The 23,418-nt window shown below is 46.8% G+C and carries 21 protein-coding genes; 18 read left to right on the top strand and 3 right to left on the bottom strand.

Translation table 11 applies throughout. The features are described from left to right. Nucleotides 1-30: 30 nt before the first annotated feature. From RIG68_RS12950 to RIG68_RS12935, 4 genes are all read left to right on the top strand, one after another. Entirely contained in the window at nucleotides 31-393 is a 363-nt protein-coding gene (locus RIG68_RS12950) for a hypothetical protein (protein ID WP_350122735.1), read from the top strand. A gap of 117 nt (nucleotides 394-510) precedes the next feature. Next, nucleotides 511-1,014, top strand: a complete 504-nt coding sequence (locus tag RIG68_RS12945; protein WP_350122732.1) for an RNA polymerase sigma factor — start codon at nucleotides 511-513, stop codon at nucleotides 1,012-1,014. A 7-nt stretch (nucleotides 1,015-1,021) separates the two neighbouring features. Continuing rightward, complete coding sequence (locus RIG68_RS12940) at nucleotides 1,022-1,627, top strand: hypothetical protein (protein WP_350122729.1); 606 nt, start codon at nucleotides 1,022-1,024, stop codon at nucleotides 1,625-1,627. A gap of 132 nt (nucleotides 1,628-1,759) precedes the next feature. After that, nucleotides 1,760-2,761, top strand: a complete 1,002-nt coding sequence (locus tag RIG68_RS12935; RefSeq protein ID WP_350122727.1) for a hypothetical protein — start codon at nucleotides 1,760-1,762, stop codon at nucleotides 2,759-2,761. Between the two features lie 100 nt (nucleotides 2,762-2,861). On the opposite strand, the gene RIG68_RS12930 is transcribed toward RIG68_RS12935, so the two are convergent. Beyond that, the gene (locus RIG68_RS12930; RefSeq protein ID WP_350122724.1) at nucleotides 2,862-4,901 is read right to left on the bottom strand and encodes a penicillin acylase family protein; all 2,040 of its coding nucleotides are present in this window, start codon (nucleotides 4,899-4,901) and stop codon (nucleotides 2,862-2,864) included. A gap of 262 nt (nucleotides 4,902-5,163) precedes the next feature. Here RIG68_RS12930 and RIG68_RS12925 point away from each other — a divergent pair, with 262 nt between their 5' ends. Both RIG68_RS12925 and RIG68_RS12920 read left to right on the top strand, forming a co-directional pair. Next, nucleotides 5,164-5,766 carry a peptidylprolyl isomerase gene (locus RIG68_RS12925; RefSeq protein WP_350122721.1) on the top strand — a complete coding sequence of 201 codons (603 nt, stop codon included), beginning with the start codon at nucleotides 5,164-5,166 and terminating at the stop codon, nucleotides 5,764-5,766. Nucleotides 5,767-6,001: 235 nt separating this feature from the next. Continuing rightward, nucleotides 6,002-6,439 carry a DUF6326 family protein gene (locus tag RIG68_RS12920; RefSeq protein WP_350122718.1) on the top strand — a complete coding sequence of 146 codons (438 nt, stop codon included), beginning with the start codon at nucleotides 6,002-6,004 and terminating at the stop codon, nucleotides 6,437-6,439. 38 nt (nucleotides 6,440-6,477) lie between these two features. Here RIG68_RS12920 and RIG68_RS12915 read toward each other — a convergent pair whose 3' ends face one another. Next, on the bottom strand, nucleotides 6,478-6,867 hold the full coding sequence (locus RIG68_RS12915; RefSeq protein WP_350122715.1) for a hypothetical protein: 390 nt from the start codon (nucleotides 6,865-6,867) through the stop codon (nucleotides 6,478-6,480). A 330-nt stretch (nucleotides 6,868-7,197) separates the two neighbouring features. On the opposite strand from RIG68_RS12915, the gene RIG68_RS12910 reads away from it, so the two are divergent. From RIG68_RS12910 to RIG68_RS12875, 8 genes are all read left to right on the top strand, one after another. Further along, entirely contained in the window at nucleotides 7,198-7,827 is a 630-nt protein-coding gene (locus tag RIG68_RS12910) for an MSMEG_1061 family FMN-dependent PPOX-type flavoprotein (RefSeq protein ID WP_350122713.1), read from the top strand. A 318-nt stretch (nucleotides 7,828-8,145) separates the two neighbouring features. After that, nucleotides 8,146-8,367 (top strand): hypothetical protein, encoded by a 222-nt coding sequence (locus RIG68_RS12905; protein ID WP_350122710.1) that lies wholly within the window; start codon nucleotides 8,146-8,148, stop codon nucleotides 8,365-8,367. A 211-nt stretch (nucleotides 8,368-8,578) separates the two neighbouring features. Beyond that, nucleotides 8,579-9,280 carry an endonuclease/exonuclease/phosphatase family protein gene (locus RIG68_RS12900; protein WP_350122708.1) on the top strand — a complete coding sequence of 234 codons (702 nt, stop codon included), beginning with the start codon at nucleotides 8,579-8,581 and terminating at the stop codon, nucleotides 9,278-9,280. Nucleotides 9,281-9,425: 145 nt separating this feature from the next. Continuing rightward, complete coding sequence (locus RIG68_RS12895; protein WP_350122706.1) at nucleotides 9,426-10,289, top strand: restriction endonuclease; 864 nt, start codon at nucleotides 9,426-9,428, stop codon at nucleotides 10,287-10,289. Between the two features lie 74 nt (nucleotides 10,290-10,363). After that, complete coding sequence (locus tag RIG68_RS12890) at nucleotides 10,364-10,834, top strand: hypothetical protein (protein WP_350122704.1); 471 nt, start codon at nucleotides 10,364-10,366, stop codon at nucleotides 10,832-10,834. 111 nt (nucleotides 10,835-10,945) lie between these two features. Then, a complete protein-coding gene (locus tag RIG68_RS12885) occupies nucleotides 10,946-11,287 on the top strand; it encodes a hypothetical protein (protein ID WP_350122702.1) in 342 nt (113 codons plus the stop codon). Between the two features lie 145 nt (nucleotides 11,288-11,432). After that, the gene (locus RIG68_RS12880) at nucleotides 11,433-12,149 is read left to right on the top strand and encodes an SGNH/GDSL hydrolase family protein (protein WP_350122700.1); all 717 of its coding nucleotides are present in this window, start codon (nucleotides 11,433-11,435) and stop codon (nucleotides 12,147-12,149) included. 207 nt (nucleotides 12,150-12,356) lie between these two features. Beyond that, a complete protein-coding gene (locus RIG68_RS12875) occupies nucleotides 12,357-13,190 on the top strand; it encodes a universal stress protein (RefSeq protein ID WP_350122698.1) in 834 nt (277 codons plus the stop codon). 114 nt (nucleotides 13,191-13,304) lie between these two features. On the opposite strand, the gene RIG68_RS12870 is transcribed toward RIG68_RS12875, so the two are convergent. Continuing rightward, a complete protein-coding gene (locus RIG68_RS12870; protein ID WP_350122696.1) occupies nucleotides 13,305-13,685 on the bottom strand; it encodes a DoxX family protein in 381 nt (126 codons plus the stop codon). A 451-nt stretch (nucleotides 13,686-14,136) separates the two neighbouring features. Between RIG68_RS12870 and RIG68_RS12865 the strand changes: the two genes are divergently transcribed. The 4 genes from RIG68_RS12865 to RIG68_RS12850 all read left to right on the top strand — a co-directional run bounded on the left by RIG68_RS12865 (nucleotide 14,137) and on the right by RIG68_RS12850 (nucleotide 23,391). Beyond that, nucleotides 14,137-17,433 (top strand): T9SS type A sorting domain-containing protein, encoded by a 3,297-nt coding sequence (locus RIG68_RS12865; protein ID WP_350122694.1) that lies wholly within the window; start codon nucleotides 14,137-14,139, stop codon nucleotides 17,431-17,433. 162 nt (nucleotides 17,434-17,595) lie between these two features. Next, nucleotides 17,596-20,349 carry a S9 family peptidase gene (locus RIG68_RS12860; protein WP_350122692.1) on the top strand — a complete coding sequence of 918 codons (2,754 nt, stop codon included), beginning with the start codon at nucleotides 17,596-17,598 and terminating at the stop codon, nucleotides 20,347-20,349. 211 nt (nucleotides 20,350-20,560) lie between these two features. After that, on the top strand, nucleotides 20,561-22,129 hold the full coding sequence (locus RIG68_RS12855) for a M81 family metallopeptidase (protein ID WP_350122690.1): 1,569 nt from the start codon (nucleotides 20,561-20,563) through the stop codon (nucleotides 22,127-22,129). Nucleotides 22,130-22,482: 353 nt separating this feature from the next. After that, entirely contained in the window at nucleotides 22,483-23,391 is a 909-nt protein-coding gene (locus RIG68_RS12850; protein WP_350122688.1) for a hypothetical protein, read from the top strand. The last annotated feature ends 27 nt before the right edge of the window (nucleotides 23,392-23,418 follow it).

The following is a 23,418-nucleotide window of genomic DNA, read 5'->3' as shown; positions in this document are numbered from 1 at the left end:
TATATTGTTGATCATCTAAATACCAGAACAATGATGAAAAGTGCCCTACTGACCTTGCTGATGTGTTCCATAGCCGCCTTCGCTTTTTCCCAAAACGGCGTTGGCGTCATCCCACCGACCAAAAAGTCACTTCATGGTAAGCAGATCGACACCATATCGACCTATTTATCTCCTCTGTATGTTCCTGGAAATAAAGTGCCACCGGCTCTGAAAAATTTTGCGCCTGAAGATCATATTGAAATCACCCTGGAAGGTGATTTTGGAGGGTTGGTTACGAAATCTCACAACGACCGAATGCCTATGCTGATGCCGGAAGGAGATTACACCATGCCTGTTGTAACACCGGGAGACTCCACCAAAAACTATACCCTGCTGCGGAAGCGTATAGAATAGGCCCCTTCCTCGCATTCTCTTTTTTATTTTCAAAAATAACTTTCCTCTGTTGTGACATTTCAGCACCTCATGCGAATAATGAAGTAAAGGCACTAAAAATCGCTTAAACTCAGGAAGGTGAAACGAACAGAACAACAGGAAGCCCTCTTCATCGACTACCTCGAAAGCTGCAAAAAGCTAATCGCCAAAGTAGCGAGGGTTTACTGTAAAGACGAAGAGGAGCGCAAGGACCTGATGCAGGACATCACCCTACAGTTGTGGAAGGCATTTCCCAATTACGACGATACCTACGCCGTTTCGACCTGGACGTACCGAATCGCCCTCAACACTTCCATCTCCCACCTGAGAAAAGTGACAACACGGAGTGCAGTGCAGACGGACAAATACAGCGAAGGGGAAATTATGCAGGTGGAGGCCGAAACGACAGATGAAAACCTGGAGCATCTTTACCGTGCCATCGACCTGCTCAAGCCTGTCGACAAGGCCATTGTGGTATTGCAACTGGAAGGATGTAGCAACAAAGAAATAGCAGAAGTCATGGGGCTCTCGGCATCCAACATCTCCACCCGAAAGCTGAGAATCAAAGAAGAGTTAAAATCACATTTTGAAACAACTAAATAAAAAGGCCATGGAATTTGAACAACTAACAAACATATGGAACAACGCCAACCCTACGCTGGATCAAACGGTAAAAATCAACAAAGAGCTGGTAAAGACAATCAGCTTCAGTAAGGTGAAATCCAGTCTTTCAGAGATCAAATGGACAAGTATTGTCCAAATTGTGGTGGGCATCTGGTTCCTGGATTTTCTGTCGGGCTTTGCCTTCCGGCACCACGCCGAACCCTTGTTTCTCATCCCAGCCACTATGCTAATAGTCATCACGCTGTACAGCCTGATTTTTGACATTGGGCAGTTGGTTATGCTTTTCACCATCAACGCTAAGGCCTCGGTGGCAGAGGCTCAGCGAAAGCTGTCAACATTGAAAAAGCTTGAAGCATATGACGCTTACAGCCTGCTGGTTATCATACCATTGTTTTCAGCACCTTTTCTGATCGTAGTAGCCAAAGCGGCAGCGGAGGTTAGCTTGTACGAGTTTGGCAGCCAATGGATCTATTCATATGTAGCTGGCAGTGCTGTGGTGGCAGGTATTGTCGTTTTCTTTCTGCGGATGTTACCCAACAAGGGGCTTCAGGAGTCTATTGACTTTTTGAAAGAGTTAAAAGAGGAAAAGTGAGCTTCCACTGGTATCCGAAAGCCCTCAAGTCCACTAAGTGTGTGTTTTAACGGTAGTACTATATACCCTCTCCGGGGTATACTATTGCCTCATTCATAGACCTAAATTTGCCACCATACAAAATTTAGACTTATGAAAAAGTTATTAGTTCTCGCACTGCTTTGCATGCCTTTTTTAGGCAATAGCCAAATTGTCAATGAAAAAAATGTCAAAGACTGGGGCTATGGTGAAAACAAGATCAAAAAGGCTCCTAAAAAGATTTATGTCAAAGACTTTTTTGTCAACTATCAGGTACTATCGTCTAACTCAGAAACCACCACTAACTCAGACCTGGACAGAGCTACGTCGATGATGTCTGTGGGGCTGGTCGGCCTGGAGACTGAAGACTTTCAGGAAATTACTGATGCAGCCTACAAAAGAATGGTGACCAAACTGACCGACGCAGGTTATGAGATAGTTGGCAGTGAAGAAGCTGGTAAAGCAGAAATGTTCCAGGATTATACCAAATTGACTGGTGGCACCCCGAGTCAAGCGCAAATTATCGGTTATATCTCAACAGCCCCAACAGGATATGATTACTATGTAAAAAGAGTGACCAACAAAGGAAAAGCCAAGGATGCCTTTTTTGATGTTACACCCAAACTATCAAAGGAGCTTGGCGATATTCCGGTACTGGAAGCCAACGTAAGTTTTCAGTTTGTGACCATTGATGGCAGTAGCTTTGCAGGAGCGGCCAAAATGAAAGGGAACGTCAATTTTGTATTAGCCGCAACAGCAATAGGCACTTCATCTGAAGGTTTTTTCGGCTCAAAAATCGAAACTTCTCCTTCACTTGAAAGAGTGGTTTGGAAAGGCGGTGCAGTGGGTGCTGGTGCGCTGTCCATCATACAATTCAGTCCTAAAAGTGATATTTCCATTGAAGGAGTAGTTGAGCAAAAGAAGTTTAAAGAATATGTGTCAAGTAATAGTTACAAGCCATCTTATGCAAACATTGTGATTACTCAGGACAAGAAGATAGAGGTAAGCCACCAGGTAAAAGCAGACAGAGAGGCCTATAAAACCAAATCACTTCAAGCATTAAATGAGTACCTGGATCAAATGATCCAGAAACTAGTTGACAGTGCAAATGGATGACTAACAGGAGCAGAAGTTGGAAGCGTGCCTTTTCAGGCACGCTTTTTTTATGATTTTTTCTTGCTAAAATATGCCATGGAAGTCAGCCTGATACTGCCCCCTACTTCACCGGATGATACACTCTTTCCGCCGTGCGCAACACCTCCTCTTTGTCGAGGGTCATGTGCTTGGGCTGCTGCCTTTGGAACCGCTCCAGCTGGTCTTTGAAGTGGGGTGAATCGGGGTGCATGCTGGCACCATAGGTATTCACTGTTTCAATAATGGGCAAGCCCTCCTTGGGGTAACGTACAAAGGCAATATACGCATCGCCCGACACCGACTTGCGGGTGCCGTCGTCCTGCTGCCGTGAATGAATGGCCGTCAGCGCATCGGGCAATCCCCAGATGGGATAAGCCACGCCACCCCGCACCAGCTTCTGGATATCACCCAATACTACCAGGTCGTTGCCGAAATGCTCCATCATATAATCATACACGTACTGGTAGGTGGCCACAGCTTCCTCCTCTGGCAAGAACCCAGTGGCGTTGCGGTACTTGCTATAGAGTTTATAATACATCAGCAGAAAAACAGCCGCTCCCCGGCTATCCACCGTGGCTTTCCTGTCCCACAGCTGCAAACTGTTGATCACATTCTCCAAATCGGGGTACTTCCGTGCATCCAATGTCCAAAAGGCATCAAGATTGATTTCGTACTGGAGCTCCTTGGGTAGCTGCTGATCAAATTTGATCTGCCTGAAGGTGTCGTAATCCAGTTTACCGACAGGCATTATTTCCGTCACCCGCTTGCTCCGATTATTGTGGCGGCGGAAGAAGCCATCGTTCGGGTCGAAGTTGGCTGTGTCAAGATTGTCAGCCGGGGCCGTGGCAAGGAAAGGCGCATGGTTGGTATTGAAGAGGTAGCCTGCCTTTGGGTTTACATACTGAGGCAGCTCCTCTATGCTTTTGAATTCTGTCCAGAGAGTGGCTGAAGTGTTGCCTGGCAGCGTCTTGTCCCACTGGTACTTTGGGTCGGGGTTGCGACGGGGCACCTTGCCGTTACTCACATAAAAGATGGTGTCGTACCTGTCGGCATACACGATATTAAACATGGGAAGACTGGTCATGCTCAGCGCTTTGTAGAACTCCGAAAAGTTGCGGGCCTTGTTCATTCTGTACCACTCCTCCAGGGCTTTGGCATCCATGAGGGCAGGCATACGAACCGAGAAAGTGCCGTTGTCGGCTTTTACAGTTGGACCATACACACTCCAGTAGGCCTTTTTGCCAATGCGGATAGGAATGCCCTTCACTTTTAGTTTCACCTTCTGCTTTTCAAGTTTCAGCCATTGGTCGTCAAACCGGTATTCGTTGCTGTTGGACGGGTTCATTTGCAGCTGAAACACATCCACCTTGTCGAACATATTGACAGTATGCGCCCAGCCCAGGTTTTCGTTGGTGCCATGAAAAATGACGCAGCCTCCCGGAAAAACACCGCCAAGCATGTTCCAGCCTTCCTCACTTTGCACGTGCGCCTCATAAAAAGCTACCGGCCCCTCCTGCGGCTGGTGAGCGTTGATGGCCAGAAGAGCCTCACCAGTTGTGGTCTTGCTGGAGTGTATGGCAAAGGCATTAGATCCACGGGAATCGAGCCCAGGGAGTGTTGGCATTTTGCCAGCAAATAAGTTGGACAGGGCACGATCGGCCCCACTAAACACCGCCACAGAAAAAACCACCGCCGACAGATAATCCTTCTCGTCGGCTGGGAAAACATGCTTGTTCAGCACCTCGTCGGGGTGGGCATCGGCGTAGGCCTTCAACCCTTGAATATAGCCATTAACCAGGGCTTTGAGCTCAGGGCTAATAGTACTCCACTGATCCTCCACCAGCTGCCTGCACCTGAGAAGTTTGAAGGCATAGTCAGCCTTTGCTCCTTCCTTACCAACGTACGAGCCCAGCATCCCCTTGCTAATGAGTGCCACCTGCTGAATGGTTTCAAAATCATCCTCGGCATGTGCCCAGGCCAGGCCGTAGGCCACTTCCGGGTCTGTTGGTGCAAAAATGTGCGGCACCCCGTAAACATCCCGGGCAATGGTGATGTTGGCGGGATCGATTTGGGCTTGTGCCACAGAGGCAGCAAATAGAAAGGCAAGGATGATGTATCTCATGTTTTAGTGAATCGTACTATTCCAGACTAAAAGTAGCAACAAAATGTTTTGAAACAGTTCACCTCTCATCAATGTCAATCTGAGCCTGTCGAAGACCATTGATGGGAGGTGAACTGCCTACAGTTCCCGGTTGTGTCTTCACACCGGGCCTCCCGATCCATTCGCCAAAACACCCTTTGTTATTCGCCAACGATAACCTACTTTATGCTGGTCAAATGTAACCAACGGAGGTTGCACAGCACAAGCCAGAATTTACCTTTCTATGAACAAACAACTCATTCCATTAATAGCCATCCTTGCCTTTGCCTGCACCTCCTCGCCAAAGGAAACAAAGCACTACGATGTCGGCCAAATCATCACACCCCAGGGAGAAATGCTCTTCTGGCTCTACGATGACACCCCCACCCACAAGGCAAGCTTCATCAAACTGGCCAATGAAAACTACTGGGACAGCCTGAGCTTCAACCGGGTGATCGAGAACTTTGTCATCCAGGGCGGCTGCCCCGACACGCCTGAGGGCTTCAGCGACTCGCCCTACCTGCTTGATCCTGAAATTCTACCTAGCCACAACCACGTGTATGGCGCTGTGGGTGCCGGCAGAGACGGCAACCCCGAAAAGCTGTCGGCTGGCTGCCAGTTCTACATTGTGCACGACAGCGACGGTATCCCACGGCTCGATGGGGACTATACTATCTTCGGACAGGTGTTCAAAGGGCTCGATGTGCTGAACAAAATAGCGACCATGGAAACGGACTCTTTGGATGCGCCACTGGACCGGGTACCGCTGGATGTAAACATCATCCAGATGACTGAAGAAGAGCTTAAGGAAAGCGGGTTTGAACTGGAGATCGAAAAAGGCTCTTAACGTTGCTGCCTCCACGAACCCTCGTTTCTGAGTGTGTCTTTACACGATAACCCTGGTCTGTATCTTTGCAATCCCCACCATTATTGGCTTATCTGAGTATTCTGATGCCCGCAAAAAAAAAGGTGGGTAGCCGGGCTAATCTTGCTATCGCTGAGCGATTCCGACGAGAAGCCTTGCACTCCGGTGCAACCTCGAATGACTTTAATGCATCCAGCTATCAACCATTGCCTTCGCCATGAAAATGACTACAAAAGTACTGCAGGAACCCATCATTAATGTGAAACAAAAACTGTCGGCATTATGGACGTCAGTCATGTTTTGCTACGTATATGGCGATTATTTTGAGCTGTACGTGCCCAATAAAGTGAACGGCCTTCTGACCGGTGACACCATTTTAGACACTCCTACAAAATTATTGACTGCCTCTGTCGTGCTGGCTATTCCTGCATTAATGATTGGCCTGTCCCTTCTGCTCAAAACGCCTGTTAGCAGGGTTCTCAATATCATTTTTGGGACTTTTTTCACACTAATGATGCTCCTGATAGCCGTCAATTCACTCACCCCCTGGTATAGCTTCTATGTTTTTCTGGCCATTACGGAATGTATCATTACCGCCGTCATTGTCTTTTACGCCTGGACGTGGCCAAGGGAAGACAAGGCAGCTGCAGCATAGCACATGATTGCCTGACCCGTCCCCGGTTCGCACTCGGATCACTTTCGTACCCTGATCACATAAAGCTTCTGTTTTAGGCCTGGGCTTTTAGAAAAGTCCAGCAAAATATTATCGCCAGGCTGAAGCACCTGCAACACGGGTTGCGCATCAAGCTCCTCATTTTGGCGAACCCCTCTATAATATCTGGATCTGACAGCTGTTGCAGACCTCACAACAGCCAGGTCCATAATGAAAGTCAAGTCCTCTTTGTTGTCGATCTCTGCGTCCAAAGTGAAACTCAGGGTTGCCTGCTTGGAAGGGCTTGGAAAATCAGCGAGGCTTATTCCTACCTTCGGATCCACAAGCTGGCCGTTGTAATAAACGTTGAGAGGGTAACTATCTGATTGTACAGTAAAAAACATCAGAGCGAGGAAGAATGAGATATGCATGGCTTGGTCTTTTTTTTAAGTTACTCATTTTAAGAGCGTTTGATCTATCACGGTGGGCTATTTTTCGGAAAAGCTCACTTTCTGCTCCAAGAACTGCTGCATCATCCATCAGCGACGCCACCTTGCAAGGATTATGTCATCACAATTCTTCCTTCACTGCATGCCTAACCAACTTTCACGAGTAAAAAAAACTATTTCAGCAATTAATACTGCTCACCGATACGAGCAAAATAGCATAATTCTGTTGCCAATATTGTACTATATTGTGGCGATAAACTCAACTGGTTAGGCTGACGCAATGATTACGTATCATTTAAAACCAATAAAACTATGGAATGGACATTTAAAAAAATGATTACTACCGAGAAACAGCTCCGTGATCTGATGGGGTATCCCAGCGAAATAGTGACCCGAAAAACCATTGACCATATTGATGAGCATTGCAAAAGCTTTATCGAAAAATCACCATTCATTACCATAGCAACATCCGACTTGAAGGGTAATTTAGATGTATCTCCAAAAGGAGATCCGGCAGGGTTTGTGAAAATATTGAGTGACAAAGTGCTGGCCATCCCAGACAGACCCGGAAACCATAAAGCTGACACATTAACCAACATCATTCAAAATCCAAACATAGGGCTGATCTTCCTGATTCCGGGAATCAAAGAAACCCTGAGAGTAAATGGGGAGGCTAAAATAGTGACTGACGAAAAGGTTTTAGAGCTCTTATCCTGCCAGGGTAAAAAACCGGGATTTGCAATCATTGTAACAGTGAAAGAGGCATTTATGCACTGCGCTAAATGTATCATCAGATCTAACCTGTGGACGACCGTTGATGAAAGACAAGAACGTTCTATTGCGACCCTGGGCAAAGCCCTGGTTGACCACGGAAAACTTGATATGCCCTATGAAGAATTAGATGACATGATCAGGGAAGATGAAAAAACGAACTTGTATTAGGGTAGCCATCAATTGGCTTACCTCTCCCCTGGCGCAAAGCATCCGCTTGTGCTTTCTCCTTACATCCCGTTCTCATGTGTGTCTTCACACATTTTCCAGCACAATGTCACCAAATAACCTGCAGCCCTCGGCTCGGAAGTAACAGCTATTACCAAATAACCTACCGCTGTTAGCAAAAAGAATACAGCGGTCACCAAAAAGCATATCCGTGTCATCAAAAACATTACAGCTCTCAGCTCAAAGGTGACAGCTACCACCAAAAAGATGACCCGGTTCGGTTAAAAGACGACACCGATCACCAAAAAGATGGCACAGTGCATGAAAAAGACGAGTGCTCTCGCCAAAAAGATGACAGCGACCACAAAAGAGATGACCCAGCTCAGCAAAAAGGTGACAGCTGTCACAAAAATCAGGGGGTGGGGGTATCTGGAAGGGGGGTACCCTCCCTGCGAGGGGGTAGAAGGCACTTTTTCATGCGTTTGCGGTTTGCATAGCCCCGTTCAACCTTCAAAAAACGAAGTGAGCCCGGTAAAGAGATGAATTGATTCTACTCTGAACAGAACTGGTTCGGTCCTGAAGTGGGTAAGTTCGGTTTCGAAGTGGGTTATCTCACTTCAGAATGGTTGAAAAGGTTTTTTTGGGATGGAAATGGATTGCGCCGAACCCCAACTTCCATGAATTGATGTAAATTGATAGATTAACAATGGAGGAAGTTTCTCGGACATTATTCATTGGGCTGAATTGATCAAAAATGAAAATTGTTACATGGAATTGTAATGGTGCATTTAGGAGAAAGTTTGAGCATATCTCAAAACTCAATGCGGATATTTACATTATCCAGGAGTGTGAAGACCCTAATCAATCCAACCACTCCGGCTATATGGAGTGGAGTAGCAACTACCTGTGGATCGGAGATTCAAAAAACAAGGGATTGGGCATATTCGCCAAACCTGAAATTGAGATCACAGCACTAGACTGGCCCAATACCTACCGAGACCATTCAGTGAAATACTTTTTGCCGTGCGTTGTCAACAAGGAATTCCAGTTATTGGGTGTTTGGGCTCACAGCAACAAGTCTCCCAACTTTGGATATATCGGGCAATTCTGGAAATACCTTCAAACTAATTTCGAATTGTTTGATAAGATCATCATCGCCGGGGACTTCAACAGTAATGCCATCTGGGATGAATGGGATCGCTGGTGGAACCATACCGATGTGCTTAACTCTCTTCAGGAAAAAGGCATTGTGAGTCTCTACCACCTAACAAGAGGCGAAGAGCAAGGGAAAGAAATTACCCCCACTTTCTTCCTTCAAAAGAAGCCAGGCGAGCCTTACCACATAGATTATTTCTTCGCCAGCAAGCACTTTCATTCGCCAAGGCAATTTCACATCGAACCCCATGAAAAATGGATTAGAATCAGCGATCATGTTCCATTGGTTTTGAAAACCTGAAATGGGAAATAAAAAGCATCTTTGCATGAAGTAATTAATACTCTTTTACCTTAGAACCCTCGTTGGAATAAATTTTAATATATTCATATTAGATTGAATGACAATAAAAAACGAACGGCACCTTTTTCGCACTTGAATATTCACTATGGACAAATTCTTCAAGTTTAAATATGACGACCTTTTCAATCCGACCTTAAGGGCTCTGAAAAATTTGGGTGGATCGGGTGCAGTCAGCGAAATTGAGGAACAGGTGATTTCAATCCTTAATCTGTCCGAAGCAGCGGTTAATGAAATTCATCGAGAAAGCACTACAAAACTTACTTATCGTCTTGCTTGGGCCCGCAATTACCTGAAACGGTACGAACTACTTGAAAACTCAGCCAGAGGTGTCTGGGCTTTAACCGAGGCAGGCCAAAACACGACAGATGTTGATAAAGAAAAGATCAAAAAAGCAGTTGTCAAAAAAGATAAAGAGGAACGATCCAAAAAGGAGATTAAGCCGAAGGATGAGCCAGAACTAAATGAAAAAACTGAAGAGTTAGAAGTATTCAGTTGGCAAGACTCGTTAATTGAGACCATGCGAGGAATTCATCCTGATCAGTTTGAGCGGCTTTGTCAGCGTCTATTAAGGGAGCTAGGTTTTGTGAATGTTGAAGTCACCGGTCGGACGAATGACGGAGGAATTGACGGCAAAGGAATTATCAAACTGGGAGGAGTGCTGTCCTATCACGTTGTTTTCCAAGCTAAACGTTATCAAGGTTCGGTTTCATCTTCTGTTATCAGAGATTTCAGAGGTGCAATGAGTGGAAGAGCAGATAAGGGGTTAATACTTACAACCGGAAGCTTTTCGAGAGAAGCTAAAAAAGAAGCAACACGAGATGGGGCAACTCCAATCGACTTAATTGACGGAAATGAATTTGCAGAAAGACTGAAGGAATTGGGGTTAGGAGTTACGGTAGAAATGGTTGAAGAAGTAAAAATAAGAACTGACTGGTTCAAGAATCTATAGCTCACTGCTAATGCGAGCCTAATGCTCGTACCTTCCTACCAATTGGTCGTTGACAAGTACAAACAACAAATCGAATGTCACCTCTTATCAATATTCTCGGGTTGGTGTTTATCTTGTTTATACAGAATAATGAGCCGAAGTATTGGACATCGCTAGATTCGGTGCATGGGAAGGCTTTGATGATGCAATGTTCACGCCCCGCTCCAGATAACGTGCAAGCATTCTGGAAAATCAATCGTGCTGATAGGTTAGTTCTTGAACAACATTTGAAAGCGATAAGAAAAGAAAAATCAGACTATGGTCGAGATGGTTCGGTAATAGCTGAGTTCGATTCATATGCCTTGCAGTACTTAGGAGTTACAATCAAAGGACAGAGATACATCTATATCAATGCACTTCGAATTTCTAAAAAGTCTGCAGACGAAGAGTACCCTAATTGGAGATCCTGCGTCATCAGAGTATGTGACGGTGGACAGGCTTATTGGGGCGTTTTATTTAACCTGAAGACTAAATCGTTCGAGCAACTCTATTTCAATGGCCCATGAAGAAGCAACTTCATCAAATGGCGTGTACTTACCATTACACACAGATAACCTACGGCTTAGGCTCGTATCGTCACACTTCAAATTCCATTGGAAGTCTAAAGCAAAACAACAATGATATTTAAGGAATTAATCGAAAGGCTGTCCGGCAAGTCAACTGAGGAAAAGATACTGTTCACTAAGCTCTTGTTATCAGGTATGACCATTATGAATAGAGCCATTGGGGACGACAATATGATTTCAGACAAGTCCAAAGTGGAAACCTTGAAATGGTCGAACGAATTAGCTCATAGAATATGGAATGTTTTGTTTGAACTGGAGCGGGGAAACGACGATGAATCGGCAAGTCGAGTAGCGGAAAACATCAAATTTTATCAACAACAGTCCGGCGAATTAGCAGCCCATCTAAACACGACTATAAAAGCTACTATTGATAAATTCAATCACCTAAAATGACACTCACAGACGCTTGAACTATTGTGTGTGAGACAGGCGATGGCACCCCCCACCACACAATTCTCTGCCATCACCTCCCTCATTTTTCTTACATTGAAGCCATATTAATGCCCTAGCTAAGCGACAACCTAAAACAACTTCCATTATGAGAAAGCATATCAATTATTGGGCAGTGCTATTGTTCCTTCTGCCGGGTAGTGTCTTTGCCCAAACCGGGCCGGACGCAGCGGCCATCAAAGCCTCGCCTAATTCCGGCAAGTCGGTGGCGGTGTTTGGTGGCTCGGTGTCGGTGATCCCTGACAGCGACAGCGCCAAAGTGCAATGGGAAAGGCAGCTCGGCATGAAAATCACCAACTACGGCGTGCCGGGTGCTGGCTTTTCATCGCTGCAGGGCAAGTCGCTGCAGCAGCAGGTGGATGAAGCCGGTGTGTTCGACATCTACATCCTGTGGGCCTCCACTAACGACTACACCAACAAGCGGGCAGTGGGCACCTACACCGACTACACCGAATTTGATGGCTACGACAAAACGAAGCTCACCACCCAGGCAGGCGGCATCAACTATTGCATCAAAAAGATCTACGAGCTCAACCCTGAAGCTACTATCTACTTTTTCACCTCCAGCAAAGCGTTTAACGACAGAGGGGCTTATGATCCGTTTTTTGCCGGCGGCATGGCGGAGCATGTGAACATGCAAAAAAAGGTGTGCGAGTTCTATGGCATTCCCTACCTGGATCAGTTTACAATGGGCGGCTACAATGTCTACAACAAGGATTTGTACTACCACGACCCCATCCACATGAACGTGCCGGGCTATAAAAAGCTGGGCGAGCTACAGGTGGCGTTCCTGGCTTTTCCGTAGCAATTAAAGAGGTTACTCTGTCCTGAAGCACAAGAGTAACCTCTTTAATGGGACTGCCTGCCGTTCTGCCGTTTATTGTTCTGGCGTGTGTCGCACACGACCGCACTCCCATATCTACCTACCCACAAAAATCACCCTGACTACTGACGCAAATCATGATGTGGCCGGTGGATAAATGCCAGATTTACCAAACAAGCCACATCAGTCATGAACACGATAATTATAGCCACCGATTATTCACCAGCCGCCACCAACGCACTTCAATATGCCGCAAGCCTGGCGTCGGTTGTCAAAGCCGACCTGGTACTTTTCAATTCTTATCACCTGAGCCCACACGCCGCCAACGGTCTCGTTACACCTACCGGAATGGAGCAGATGATCGACCACAACAACAACGACCTGCAAAAGCTGGCCAACGAAACCGCCGAAAAATACGACTTGAAGGTAAGCTGGGTCAGCAAAACGAATGATACCATTGGAGAACTGGCGAACTACGCTGCTGCTCAACATGCCGACCTCGTTGTGATGGGCATGGAAAGCAACCTGATAGAATATGAACTGTTTGGAAACACCACCACTGCCGCTATCAAGCGCCTGAATTGCCCGGTGATGGTGGTGCCCAACGACGTTCCTTTTAAAGGTATCGAAAAGATTCTTTATGCCTATGAACACACCTGCCTCGATCAGGACAACCACCTTGATTTGATGAAGGAGATTGCCCGGAAGTTCGCAGCAAAGCTTCAGGTATTCCATGTAGACACTAAGGCAAAAGAGGGCGTAGCTGTGGCTGTTGAAGACACATGGATCAGTGAGGTAGACGGGCTCCTGGAAGATGTAGCTCATACGTACAGCTTTGTAGGTAACCCAAAAATTGGGGAGGGCATTGCCCGGGGAGTAGAAGCCTTTGAGGCTGACCTGCTGGTGATGGTGCCTCACAAAACCGGCTTTCTGGAGTCGCTTCTCAAAGGGAGCAATACCCGCAGCATGACGTTAAGAACCCGGGTGCCTTTGCTGGTGCTGCCTAACGCAAATATGAATTGAAGCAGGCGTTGATCTCGAAGCAACGATTAAAGGGGTTACTCTGTGCTCCGGCACAAGAGTAACCTCTTTAATGGCCAGGCACTGCGCAAGGTTATTGAAAATCAGGTGAGGTTTTTAGCCTCTGTCCGCCGCCAGCACAACCAGGCAAACCACAATCAGGCAGCTATATTCTACACCGCCGGTACCCGGGCCCACTACGTACCAACCGTTGGGCAGATGCACCAGAAAAATGCCAGGCACGATCACCAGCAGCCAGGTGAGGCTGATCCATTTTTGAAAGAAACCAATAGCCAGTGTGATACCTCCTACCAGCTCAAACAAGGTAATGCCCCAGGCAATAGGCGTGCCTATCATCAGCCCAAGCGAGTCGAGGTAGCCCCCAAAGTCGGCCACTGTGCCGTAGTATAGCCGTTGAAAGCCATGAGCCATCATAATGATACCGACCATGATGCGCAAAGCAAGGAGCGCATGCCGCTGTGAGATAAAAGCTGCCATAAATAGAGGAATTGTTGGGTTTTTAACACTTGTGCGGCCAACTTCCCTCATGGGTAAGATGCGGTTCTTTGTAATTAAGCAGCTAGCTGAAAGACCTACTCGTCACTGGGCTACCTCATCAACCTGCCGGAAACCGAACGCAAGAAGCTGGAGAAAGACAAGAAGCCCGTGCGCACCAGCTTCCTTTGACGGCACAGGCTAGCCAACTGTTCCATTCAAAAGGTTAGAGACGGCAACTACCTTATGGGTAGAATTAAGCCACAAAAGACACCATCATTTTTGAAAAAGTTGATAGTGAATTGATAAAAAATGAATTTTTTGATCGTTATTTCAGCATAGCCTTTTCAAAGTGTAGTATTGTCTAGTCAGCAATACAATTAATCTCTCGACAATCCTAAAAGGTTATAAGAAATATTGATTGAGCATTAAAGAATCATAAAACTCATTATCCATGTCAGGAGTGAAAGTCGCTGTAGTAGGAATGCTCCTCTTTCAAGTGTTGTCAAATTTTGACCTACATAGTCAATACTTGGTAGAAGAATTCAGACCAAAGGTAAAAAGTGCACCGCACACAGCAGGTCATATTGTTCAAGATGACGGCAAAATAGTGATGTTGGGTGACTATACATTTGTGGGAGATTCGGCGGTAACAAATCTGTTAAGATTTAATACTGATGGAAGCCTTGATACCGATTTCGTTCTTGATGCTAGCTTGATTGAGAGTTTTGTTACGGATTTTGGCATCTGTTGTACCCAGGCCAGTATTGTAAAAGGTGTTGGTACTGACCTTGTGCTATTGGCTGGTGGATTCCAACGCAGAGTCACTATAATTGACCATTCAGGGCAATTCAAAACAGATATATCAACTCCAACAGGCTATTACCAGATCGAACGTATCATTGCGCACAAAGATGGCTACATAGCAGCTGTACATGAAACTGGCTCACAAGAATCAATATTTCGACTGGATCAAAATGGCAACGTCGATCCGGCATTTACCCGACTCGACTATACTGGTTATATAGAAGAAATGAAAGTAGACGCCAACAACAACATTTTACTGGCAGGTGGTTTGGCTATTGATGGCACAACCAGAAACCTTGTCAGAATTACTGAGGCGGGAGCGATTGATAACTCACTCAACAATCTCTCCTTTTCTCCCAATTTTACAGAAATTGACCTTTTTCCAGATGGAAAAATATTACTCTCAGCTTACACCCAAATAATGCTGTTGGATGCAGACGCTAACCCACTCGATACATTTGTTCCAGAAACCGGAGGGCAGCCGATTTATAGTTCGGTGGTCGATCCGATTAATGACAGAATACTTGTTCTCATGAATCAGTATCCTTTACCTAATACAATAAAGGCCCTCGAACTGGATGGTTCAATTTCTGAAGCGTTCACCCCCATAAATGTTAGCTCTACGAATGCCCTTGCCCGTATTTTGTATCTAAACGGACAATTTGTATTAACTGCCAGATGGGAAATAGAGATTGAAAGTACTTTTCAATCATTTATTGTATTTGATGCTGCGGGGAATGTTGACACAGACATCTCCACTAGAGAAAAACTCTTCACTGTTGGTCAGGTTAACACTGCGGTCGAGTTGGATGACGGCAGTATTGTCATAGGTGGAGAATTTAGTCATATTGGAAATACTCAAGTAAACAACCTCGCAAAAATTGATAGACTAGGCAATGTCGACGAATTATTTAGTGTAAATAATCCTCTTTCGGTTAACGACGACGTAAGAAAAATTGAAATCTCCCAAGACAATAATTTGTATGTAGGAGGTTTTTTCAAAAACATTCTGGGCAAAGAACAAAACTCACTTATTAAGGTAAACACGGAGGGTGAACTGGACGAATCTTTTGTCATCAGCCAGGCATCGACTAGTAGCGAGGGACTTCTAAGTGACTTCATTGTTATGGACGACCGAATTATTGCCTCAGGTGGCTACGGCCAGAATGTTATGGCGTTTGACTTCGACGGAAATCAGGTCTCTACTTTTAACAATGATATATTCGGGGAACAGTGGATAATTGTGAATAGTCTATGCATAGTTGACGAAGACAATTTTGCTATCAGCGGATATGTGTCAAATGAAAAGGGGTTTTTATGGATTATGGATCTCGAAGGAAACATTGACGCCTCGTTTGCTCGTCAAGACAATATTCCAATAGATTCCGACCATGTTACCAGAGTTGGAAACGAACTGTATCGATCTGGGCGCATAATTGGCGGCCAAAGCAGTTTGGATGCAAATTTCATTTACAAATATAATCTTGAGACGGGGGAGATTGGGGAATCCGTTTTCTCAACCTATACGATTAGTGTCAACAGAAATTTGCTAGCCATCAACGATAGCACGGTAGTGATAAGTGGTCAGTTTGATAGGTTTAATACTAGTGAAGCTCATAATTTTGTTGCCTCTAATTTCGAGGGGCAGGCATACGACAGGTTTACTTTTGATGTATCCCCGGCAATAAATGGTTATGACTTACAAAAGACTGTTGCGTTATCTGATGACGAAGTCCTTTTGTTAGGACAGTTTACCACAGTCAACAACAAGTCTTTCTACAGTATTGCTTTGTTGAAAACAACAAATTTCATTCCTGAAGTTACATTGAGCGATTTGTATTCAGTTCCTGAGGACACTAGTTTCTACCTGTCTGATCTGGTTGGTATAGTTGACCTTGATGATGTGGTGGCGGTGAGCGTAGAAAACCACGACCATGTTAAGGTGGGAGAAAATGGATGGATAACACTTGAGCCAAATTTTTATGGTGCAATTGAGCTGAACTTTAGTTTTGGCGATCCTTTTAATACGTTCGGGCCACTTGTCGCAACAATTGACGTTATTCCTGTTAATGATGTGCCTTCCTTTACAACCAGTGGTGACATTGTAGTTGATGAGGACTTTGCGACAGATCAAACCCTCACCGTCACGCCGGCGGCTGTTCCCACCGGTGAGTCTGATCAAACAGTAACCTATGCCATTACCCCTGCCTCGGTTGATTTTGCCAACCTAATCATTGATAGTCAAACCGGAGACGTAACCGTTTCTGCTATTCCAAATGGCTACGGCAGTCAACTCTTCACCATCACAGCAGATGATGGGCAAGCAGTAAATAATACAGCCACTCAAACATTCACTCTCACAGTCAATGCAGTGAATGACGCTCCATCTTTTGAAAATATTGAAGATCAACAGGTAATTTCTGGCGAAGTATTACAAATAACAATTTCTGTCAATGACGTGGATCATGATGATGTTGCGATAACTGCCTTTCCAAGGGATCAAACCATCATTAGAAACGAGGATTTAACAATTGAAAAGATCAGCAATGAAAGCTTTATTATTACATTGACACCCCGTATCGGCATCGCTGGGATAACATCGATAGATATTAAACTGAGTGATGAGACGATTGAAGTAGACGGCGCTTTTAGTCTGGAAGTTCTTCCTAATACGCTGGCGAATATCAGCGGCAACTTTTTCTCATCTAAAATAGATATCTTCCCAAACCCCGTTAAAGAAATTCTTACAATTCATAATAGTAGTGGGTTTGATAAAAATACATCTCTAACAGTTACTAGCCTTGCTGGAAAGGTGGTGTACTCGAACATCATCGATCATCAGTATAAAATAGAGTTACCTTTCGGCACGCTGCAGGGCGGACTATATTTGCTTACCATTAGCGATGACAAGGGTAGCATAACCAGAAGAGTTATTAAAGACTAACAAATTTTACTACAACGTGCTATAAACTTGCGAATAGGAGTCACCGTGATCCAGAAATAACTATAAAACATCCCCAAGCCCGCCTCCCATAAAACTTTGCCCCGCCCTTGCTGGAATTTTGGAGGCAATCCCTTAATATCATTCTGTCAAACACTCACTGCAATGAAAAAAAGGACTCATCAACCATTCATTTTACTGCTCTCATTGGTCGCCTCGATCGTCCTTCTACACCCGGTCATCGCTTTTCAACAGGACACCCTCAAAGCCCTCACTCCCGCCGACTTCGGTCAGTGGGAAAGCCTGGGCTACGACGGTCAGCTATCGCCGAATGGTGCCTGGCTGGTGTATCACATCGACAGAAATAACAAGGAAAACGAACTTCGCCTCCATAACCTGGCCAACGAAAAAGTCCGAATACTGAAAGAGGGCACCGACGCCGCTTTTTCTGGGGACAACCAATGGCTGGGCTACCTCATCAACCTGCCTGAAACCGAACGAAAGAAGCTGGAGAAAGACAAGAAGCCTGTGCACACTAGCTTTGGGTTGATCAACCTGGCAACGGGCGACAGCGTGGTGGTAAAGGAAGTGGCTGGGTTCAATTTCAGCGACAATGGTCAGTTCGTGGTGTTGAAAAGAAAAGGAAATGATATTGTGGTGAGAAACCTCGCCACCAGCAAAGATTTCAGTTTTGGCAATGTGGCCGAATACAAATGGCAAGACAAAGGCACCCTGCTGGCTATGGTCATGGAAACAGCAGGCAAAGAAGGCAACGGCGTCCAGCTTTTTGATGGGAAAACCAACACAGTAAAACTACTGCACAGCGCCGCCGCCTACTACAAAGGACTCAGCTGGCGCAAAAACAGCGACGACCTCGCCGTTTACCAGTCGGTGATTCACGAGAACTACGAGGACTCCACGCACGTCATTTTGGCATGGAAAAAGCTGGCGGGTGCTGCCTCGCCTACCCTCACATTTGACCAACAAGCAATTCCCAATTTTCCGGCCGACGCCCGCATCGTCAACAATGCAAGTTTAAAATGGAACAACGCTGGCAGCTCCGTCTTTTTTGAAACGATTGCCTGGGTGAAGAAACCCGCTAAAAAAGAAGAAAGCGAAGAAGCAACACCCGACCCCGAAAAGGAGGCCCTTTTTGAAGAGGCACCAGCACTGGAGATTTGGAACAGCAACGATGTAAACATCATCCCGGAACAAAAGCAACTGGCAGAGCGAAAAAGGGAACGGAGCTACCTGGCTGCGTGGCACCTGACGGGCAGCAAATTTGTGCAGCTGGGCGATGACCTGACTGAAGAAACACTTTGGCAGAGGGGCGTGTCGGTGGTGCTAGGGCTTGACGAAACGCCTTACGAGTTTGATGGTATGTTTGGTCGGTCCAATGCCGACGTCTACGCTATCGACATCCAAACTGGGAAAAAACAAAAGATTCTGGAGCGGGTGAACCATCTCTACAATGTAAGCTCCGATGGCAAAACGGTGGTTTATCTGAAAGATGACAACTACCATGCGTTCAATTCCCAGTCGGGCAAAAGCATTAACCTTACCGGCAGCCTTCCTGCCTCGTTCGTCGACAAAGAAGACGACCATCCGGTAGAACAAAAGCCACCCTACCGATTCGTCGGCTGGAATGCTGCGGGCAACATGGTCTACGTGCATTCGAAGTACGACATCTGGTCGCTGAAGGTAGACGGCTCGAAAGCCACCAACCTGACCAACGGAGCGCAGCACAAAACCATCAGCCGGTATGCGCCAGTGAACGACGACAACGACTACATCGACCTCCGGCAGCCCATGTACATCCACCAAACCGGTGAATGGAGCAAAAAAGAGGGCTTTGCCGTGCTGAGCCAGAGCAAACTCAAAAGCATTCACTGGAACGATGTGCGGGCAAGTCGACTGATCAAAGCCAAAGAAGCTGTCACCATAGCCTACGTACTGGAAAGCTTTGAAGACTCTCCCGACTATTTCGTTTCCAAAGACGGTAGCTCGGAAGGTGTTCAGGTGTCGGCCACCAACCCTTTTCAGAAAAACTACCGGTGGGGCAAAGCTGAGCTCATTGAATACACCAATGCCAATGGCGCCAAACTGCAGGGTTCTTTGTTCTATCCCGATGACTATGAGCCGGGCAAAACGTACCCCATGATCACCTATGTGTATGAGTTGCTGTCGCAAAACATTCATCGCTACATCGCTCCGTCGCAGTGGCATTACTATAACCACCGGGTGTGGACAAGCCAGGGCTACTTCGTGCTGCAGCCCGACATCCTTTTCGATGCAGGCGACCCCGGCATCTCTTCCACCAAAACCATGGAGATCGCTGTAAAAACCGTAGTTGACAAAGGCCTGGTTGACCCCAAAAAAGTGGGGCTCGTGGGACATTCCTGGGGAGGCTATCAGGCAGCGTTTGCTGCCACCAATACCGACATTTTCGCAGCCATTGTGGCCGGAGCCGGCTTAACAAACCTGGTGAGCATGTATGGCATGGTGGCCTGGTCGTTTGGTGGCACGCCCGAAAACTACCATTTCGAAGTGAGCCAGGAGCGCATGATGGGACCACCATGGAGAAACATCGACGGGTATATGCGCAACTCGCCAGTCATGAACATCGATAAAATGACCACTCCCCTCCTTTTTGAAGTGGGCGATGCCGATACCAATGTCGACTGGCGGCAAGGCATAGAAATGTACAATGCTGCCCGCCGGGCGGACAAGGAGATGGTGCTGCTGGTGTATGCCAAAGAGGGACATGGACTGAGAGAAGACAAAAACCGCTACGATTACCAAAACCGGATATTGCAGTGGTTTGGCCACTACCTTAAAGGAGAACCAGCCAAGGACTGGATAAGACAGGGCGTGCCCTACACCGAGCAGCAAAGGCAGCTGGAGCAGTGGAAGAAGTGACACCTACCACCCCCGTTGGTCACCCCCTCAGAGTCCGGTAGGGACGGCATATCGGTACCAAAAGGCATGGAAAAAGCCACAAGCCCCGCAGGGACACTACACAATAGCGCCGACCAATCTATTCTCAAAAGGAATGAGCCATACCTCACAATCCTGCTTTGCTTTAAAGACACGCCACCTTACATTTGAATAAACAACCAAACCAACCGTTATGAAAAGACTAAGCGTCTTCCTTTTCGCAGCCATCCTCTTCGCTTCCTCATGCAGCCAGTCAAACAAACCAGACGACACCAAGCCCCTCCCCCGCATCGCCATTGCCGGCCTGGCCATTGAGTCGAGCACTTTCTCTCCCGCACTTACCGACGAAGCAATGTTTCGTGCCAGAGTAGGCGACGACGTTTTTTCTTTCTATTCTTTTCTTGACCCCGATTCATCTCAACGCAAGCGAGCCAACTGGATTCCGACCCTCAGGGCCCATGCCATTCCTGGCGGTGCTGTGACGAGGGAAGCCTATGAATCGCTGGTGGGCAAAACACTTACCATGCTAAAGGACAGCCTGCCCTACGATGGCCTTTTCTTCGATATCCACGGCGCCATGAGCGTGGTCGGCCTCGACGACCCTGAGGGAGATTTCATCACCAGAGTGCGGGAAGTAGTGGGTTATGAAACAATCATCTCCACGTCGATGGACCTTCATGGCAACGTATCAAAAACGCTGGCACAAAACAGCGATATTATCACCTGCTATCGCATGGCTCCGCATGAAGATTCAAGGGAGTCGGACAAGCGGGCGGTGGAAAATCTGCTGGAAAGAATTGAAAGCGGCAAAGGCAAACCAGCTTACAAGGCGTGGATACCAGTGCCGATCTTGCTGCCCGGTGAAAAAACCAGCACCAGGGTTGATCCCGGCAAAAGCCTTTATGCCAAAGTAGCTCCGGCGGCTGACCAGGAAGGCATCGTGGACGCAGCCATCTGGATCGGGTATGCCTGGGCCGACGAGCCCCGCAATCATGCAGTGGTGATGGTGACCGGCGACGATAAAGACAAAGTAACCACCACAGCCGAGTCTCTGGCCAAAGCGTTCTGGAAAGTAAGAAATGAGTTTGAGTTCATCGCCCCTACAGCTACGCTGAAAGAAAGCCTCGACATGGCCATTGCCAGCGATAAGCATCCTTTCATGATCAGCGATATGGGTGATAACCCCACTGCAGGTGGTGCCGGTGACGTTACCTGGACCTTGGCTCAGATTCTGGCCCGGCCAGAGTTTCAAAAAGCTGATGGCCCTTTGCTTATTTATGCCTCTATCCCCGGACCTGAGTTCGTGGAGAAGGCGGTGGCTGCTGGAGTTGGCGGGCAAGTCTCCGGCATGGCAGGTGCAGCTGTTGATGCCAGGTTCTCTCCTCCCATTCAACTGACCGGAACAGTTACGGCCATCGAAACCGGAGACCCCAGTGCAGAAACAGAAGTGGTCGTAAAAATCGGCAGTGTGAGCGTGATCGTCACTAAAAAGCGGAAGCCTTACCACAGAGAAAGCGACTTTACCAACCTGGGGCTCAATCCCCGTGAATCAGACATTGTAGTGGTGAAAATCGGCTATCTGGTGCCGGAGCTTTACGACATGCGGGCCGACTGGGTCATGGCGACGACCCCAGGAGGTGTGGATCAGGCCCTCGAAAGGCTGGAGTTCAAGAGAATCAACAGGCCAATGTTCCCGTTCGATAAGGACATGGAAGCGCCGGATTTGTCGGCACAATTGATTCCGCTGTCGGGGAGTAAATAATTGGATCAAGGCTGGGGAGATTGCCAGGTAATGTGTCGCAGGATCAAAGCGTTTCTCAAAAGGGACGATAGCGCCAAAGTAAGCTCGTCTCAAACAACCTGTGCCTCCCGGCCAAAGTCTTGTCATTAAATCAATGTCTTCTATTCATTCCGGTAGTTTTTTCGGATATTCACGTAAATCATCATTTCTAATCTGAGCTAAAGATTGCAACCCCTGAGTCCTTGCCTGCTTGGCTAAGCTACTTTAACCTCGATGTCGAATTTTTCATCCTTGCAAAACCACGGCAAGACCTTGATGGGCAGGTTGTGATACAATGCCGATAGTAGATTAAATTTTTTCTCAAACATTAGACAATGATTTCTTCTCGTTTCATACCAACAATTTTTGTACTGGCGCTTTTTTCATGTAGCCCCAAAACACACATCACCGGCTATGTGGAAAAGTCAAAATCAACCGTACTGTATCCTTTTGAAGTGATCTACGCCACTGGTGCCTATTCCCTTGCTGGCAACGAGCCCCTTAAAACTTATGATTTCCTCAACTGGGATGATACAGTGCAGCTTAAAGGCGGCACCTTGCTGCTTGCCCACTACTCTGGTAGCTTCTTCGAGTTCCAGGGCGACACGACCATCAACATCGAGCCATTCAATTTAAAAGCAGGTTACGAAAAGCCCGGTTACCACTTTGACAACCACGACGGTGTTTCCGGCGACAGCAGGCCCACGCTCAAGCATTTATTTGAAACCGATCAGCACCACGAAATATACGACGCCAACATACCCTACCTTCAATTTTCACATCCACAACCGTTTAATTTAAAAGTCGGCCCGGCGCAGGAGGTGTGTTTGAGGTGGTGGACCCGAAATCCGAACAGCCAGTCGAATGAATACCAGCTAAGCATACTGAATGAGGCCAGTGAGTTGCTGGGCACCAAAATGGTAACAGGCAATACCTACAAATTGAACGTCAGCCAGTATAGCAAAAGCGGTGAATCTAGTCGTTTTCAATTAACCGTTCGTGAAATGGGCGAAGGGCTTAAGTCGGCGAATAGCATGACGATCATCATCGATAAGCCCAACCGGGCGCTGGTTGATGTTTGTGATATAAAAACCTCAATCACTGCCTTGGAGACTGCCTATCACCTCGAATATCAGGGCGACACTTACGGGGCACTTGGCATGCACGAATTGGCCACCGCATTGTCAAACAAGGCTATCTACAGTGAGCTTCTGGCTAACTTCAAGAAGCGATACGGGCTTTAATTTTTGGCCGCAGCTACTCGCAATCTG

The organism is Imperialibacter sp., from assembly GCF_040222385.1.
Classification (GTDB): Bacteria; Bacteroidota; Bacteroidia; order Cytophagales; family Cyclobacteriaceae; genus Imperialibacter.
This window is presented reverse-complemented; position numbering and strand designations above follow the sequence as displayed.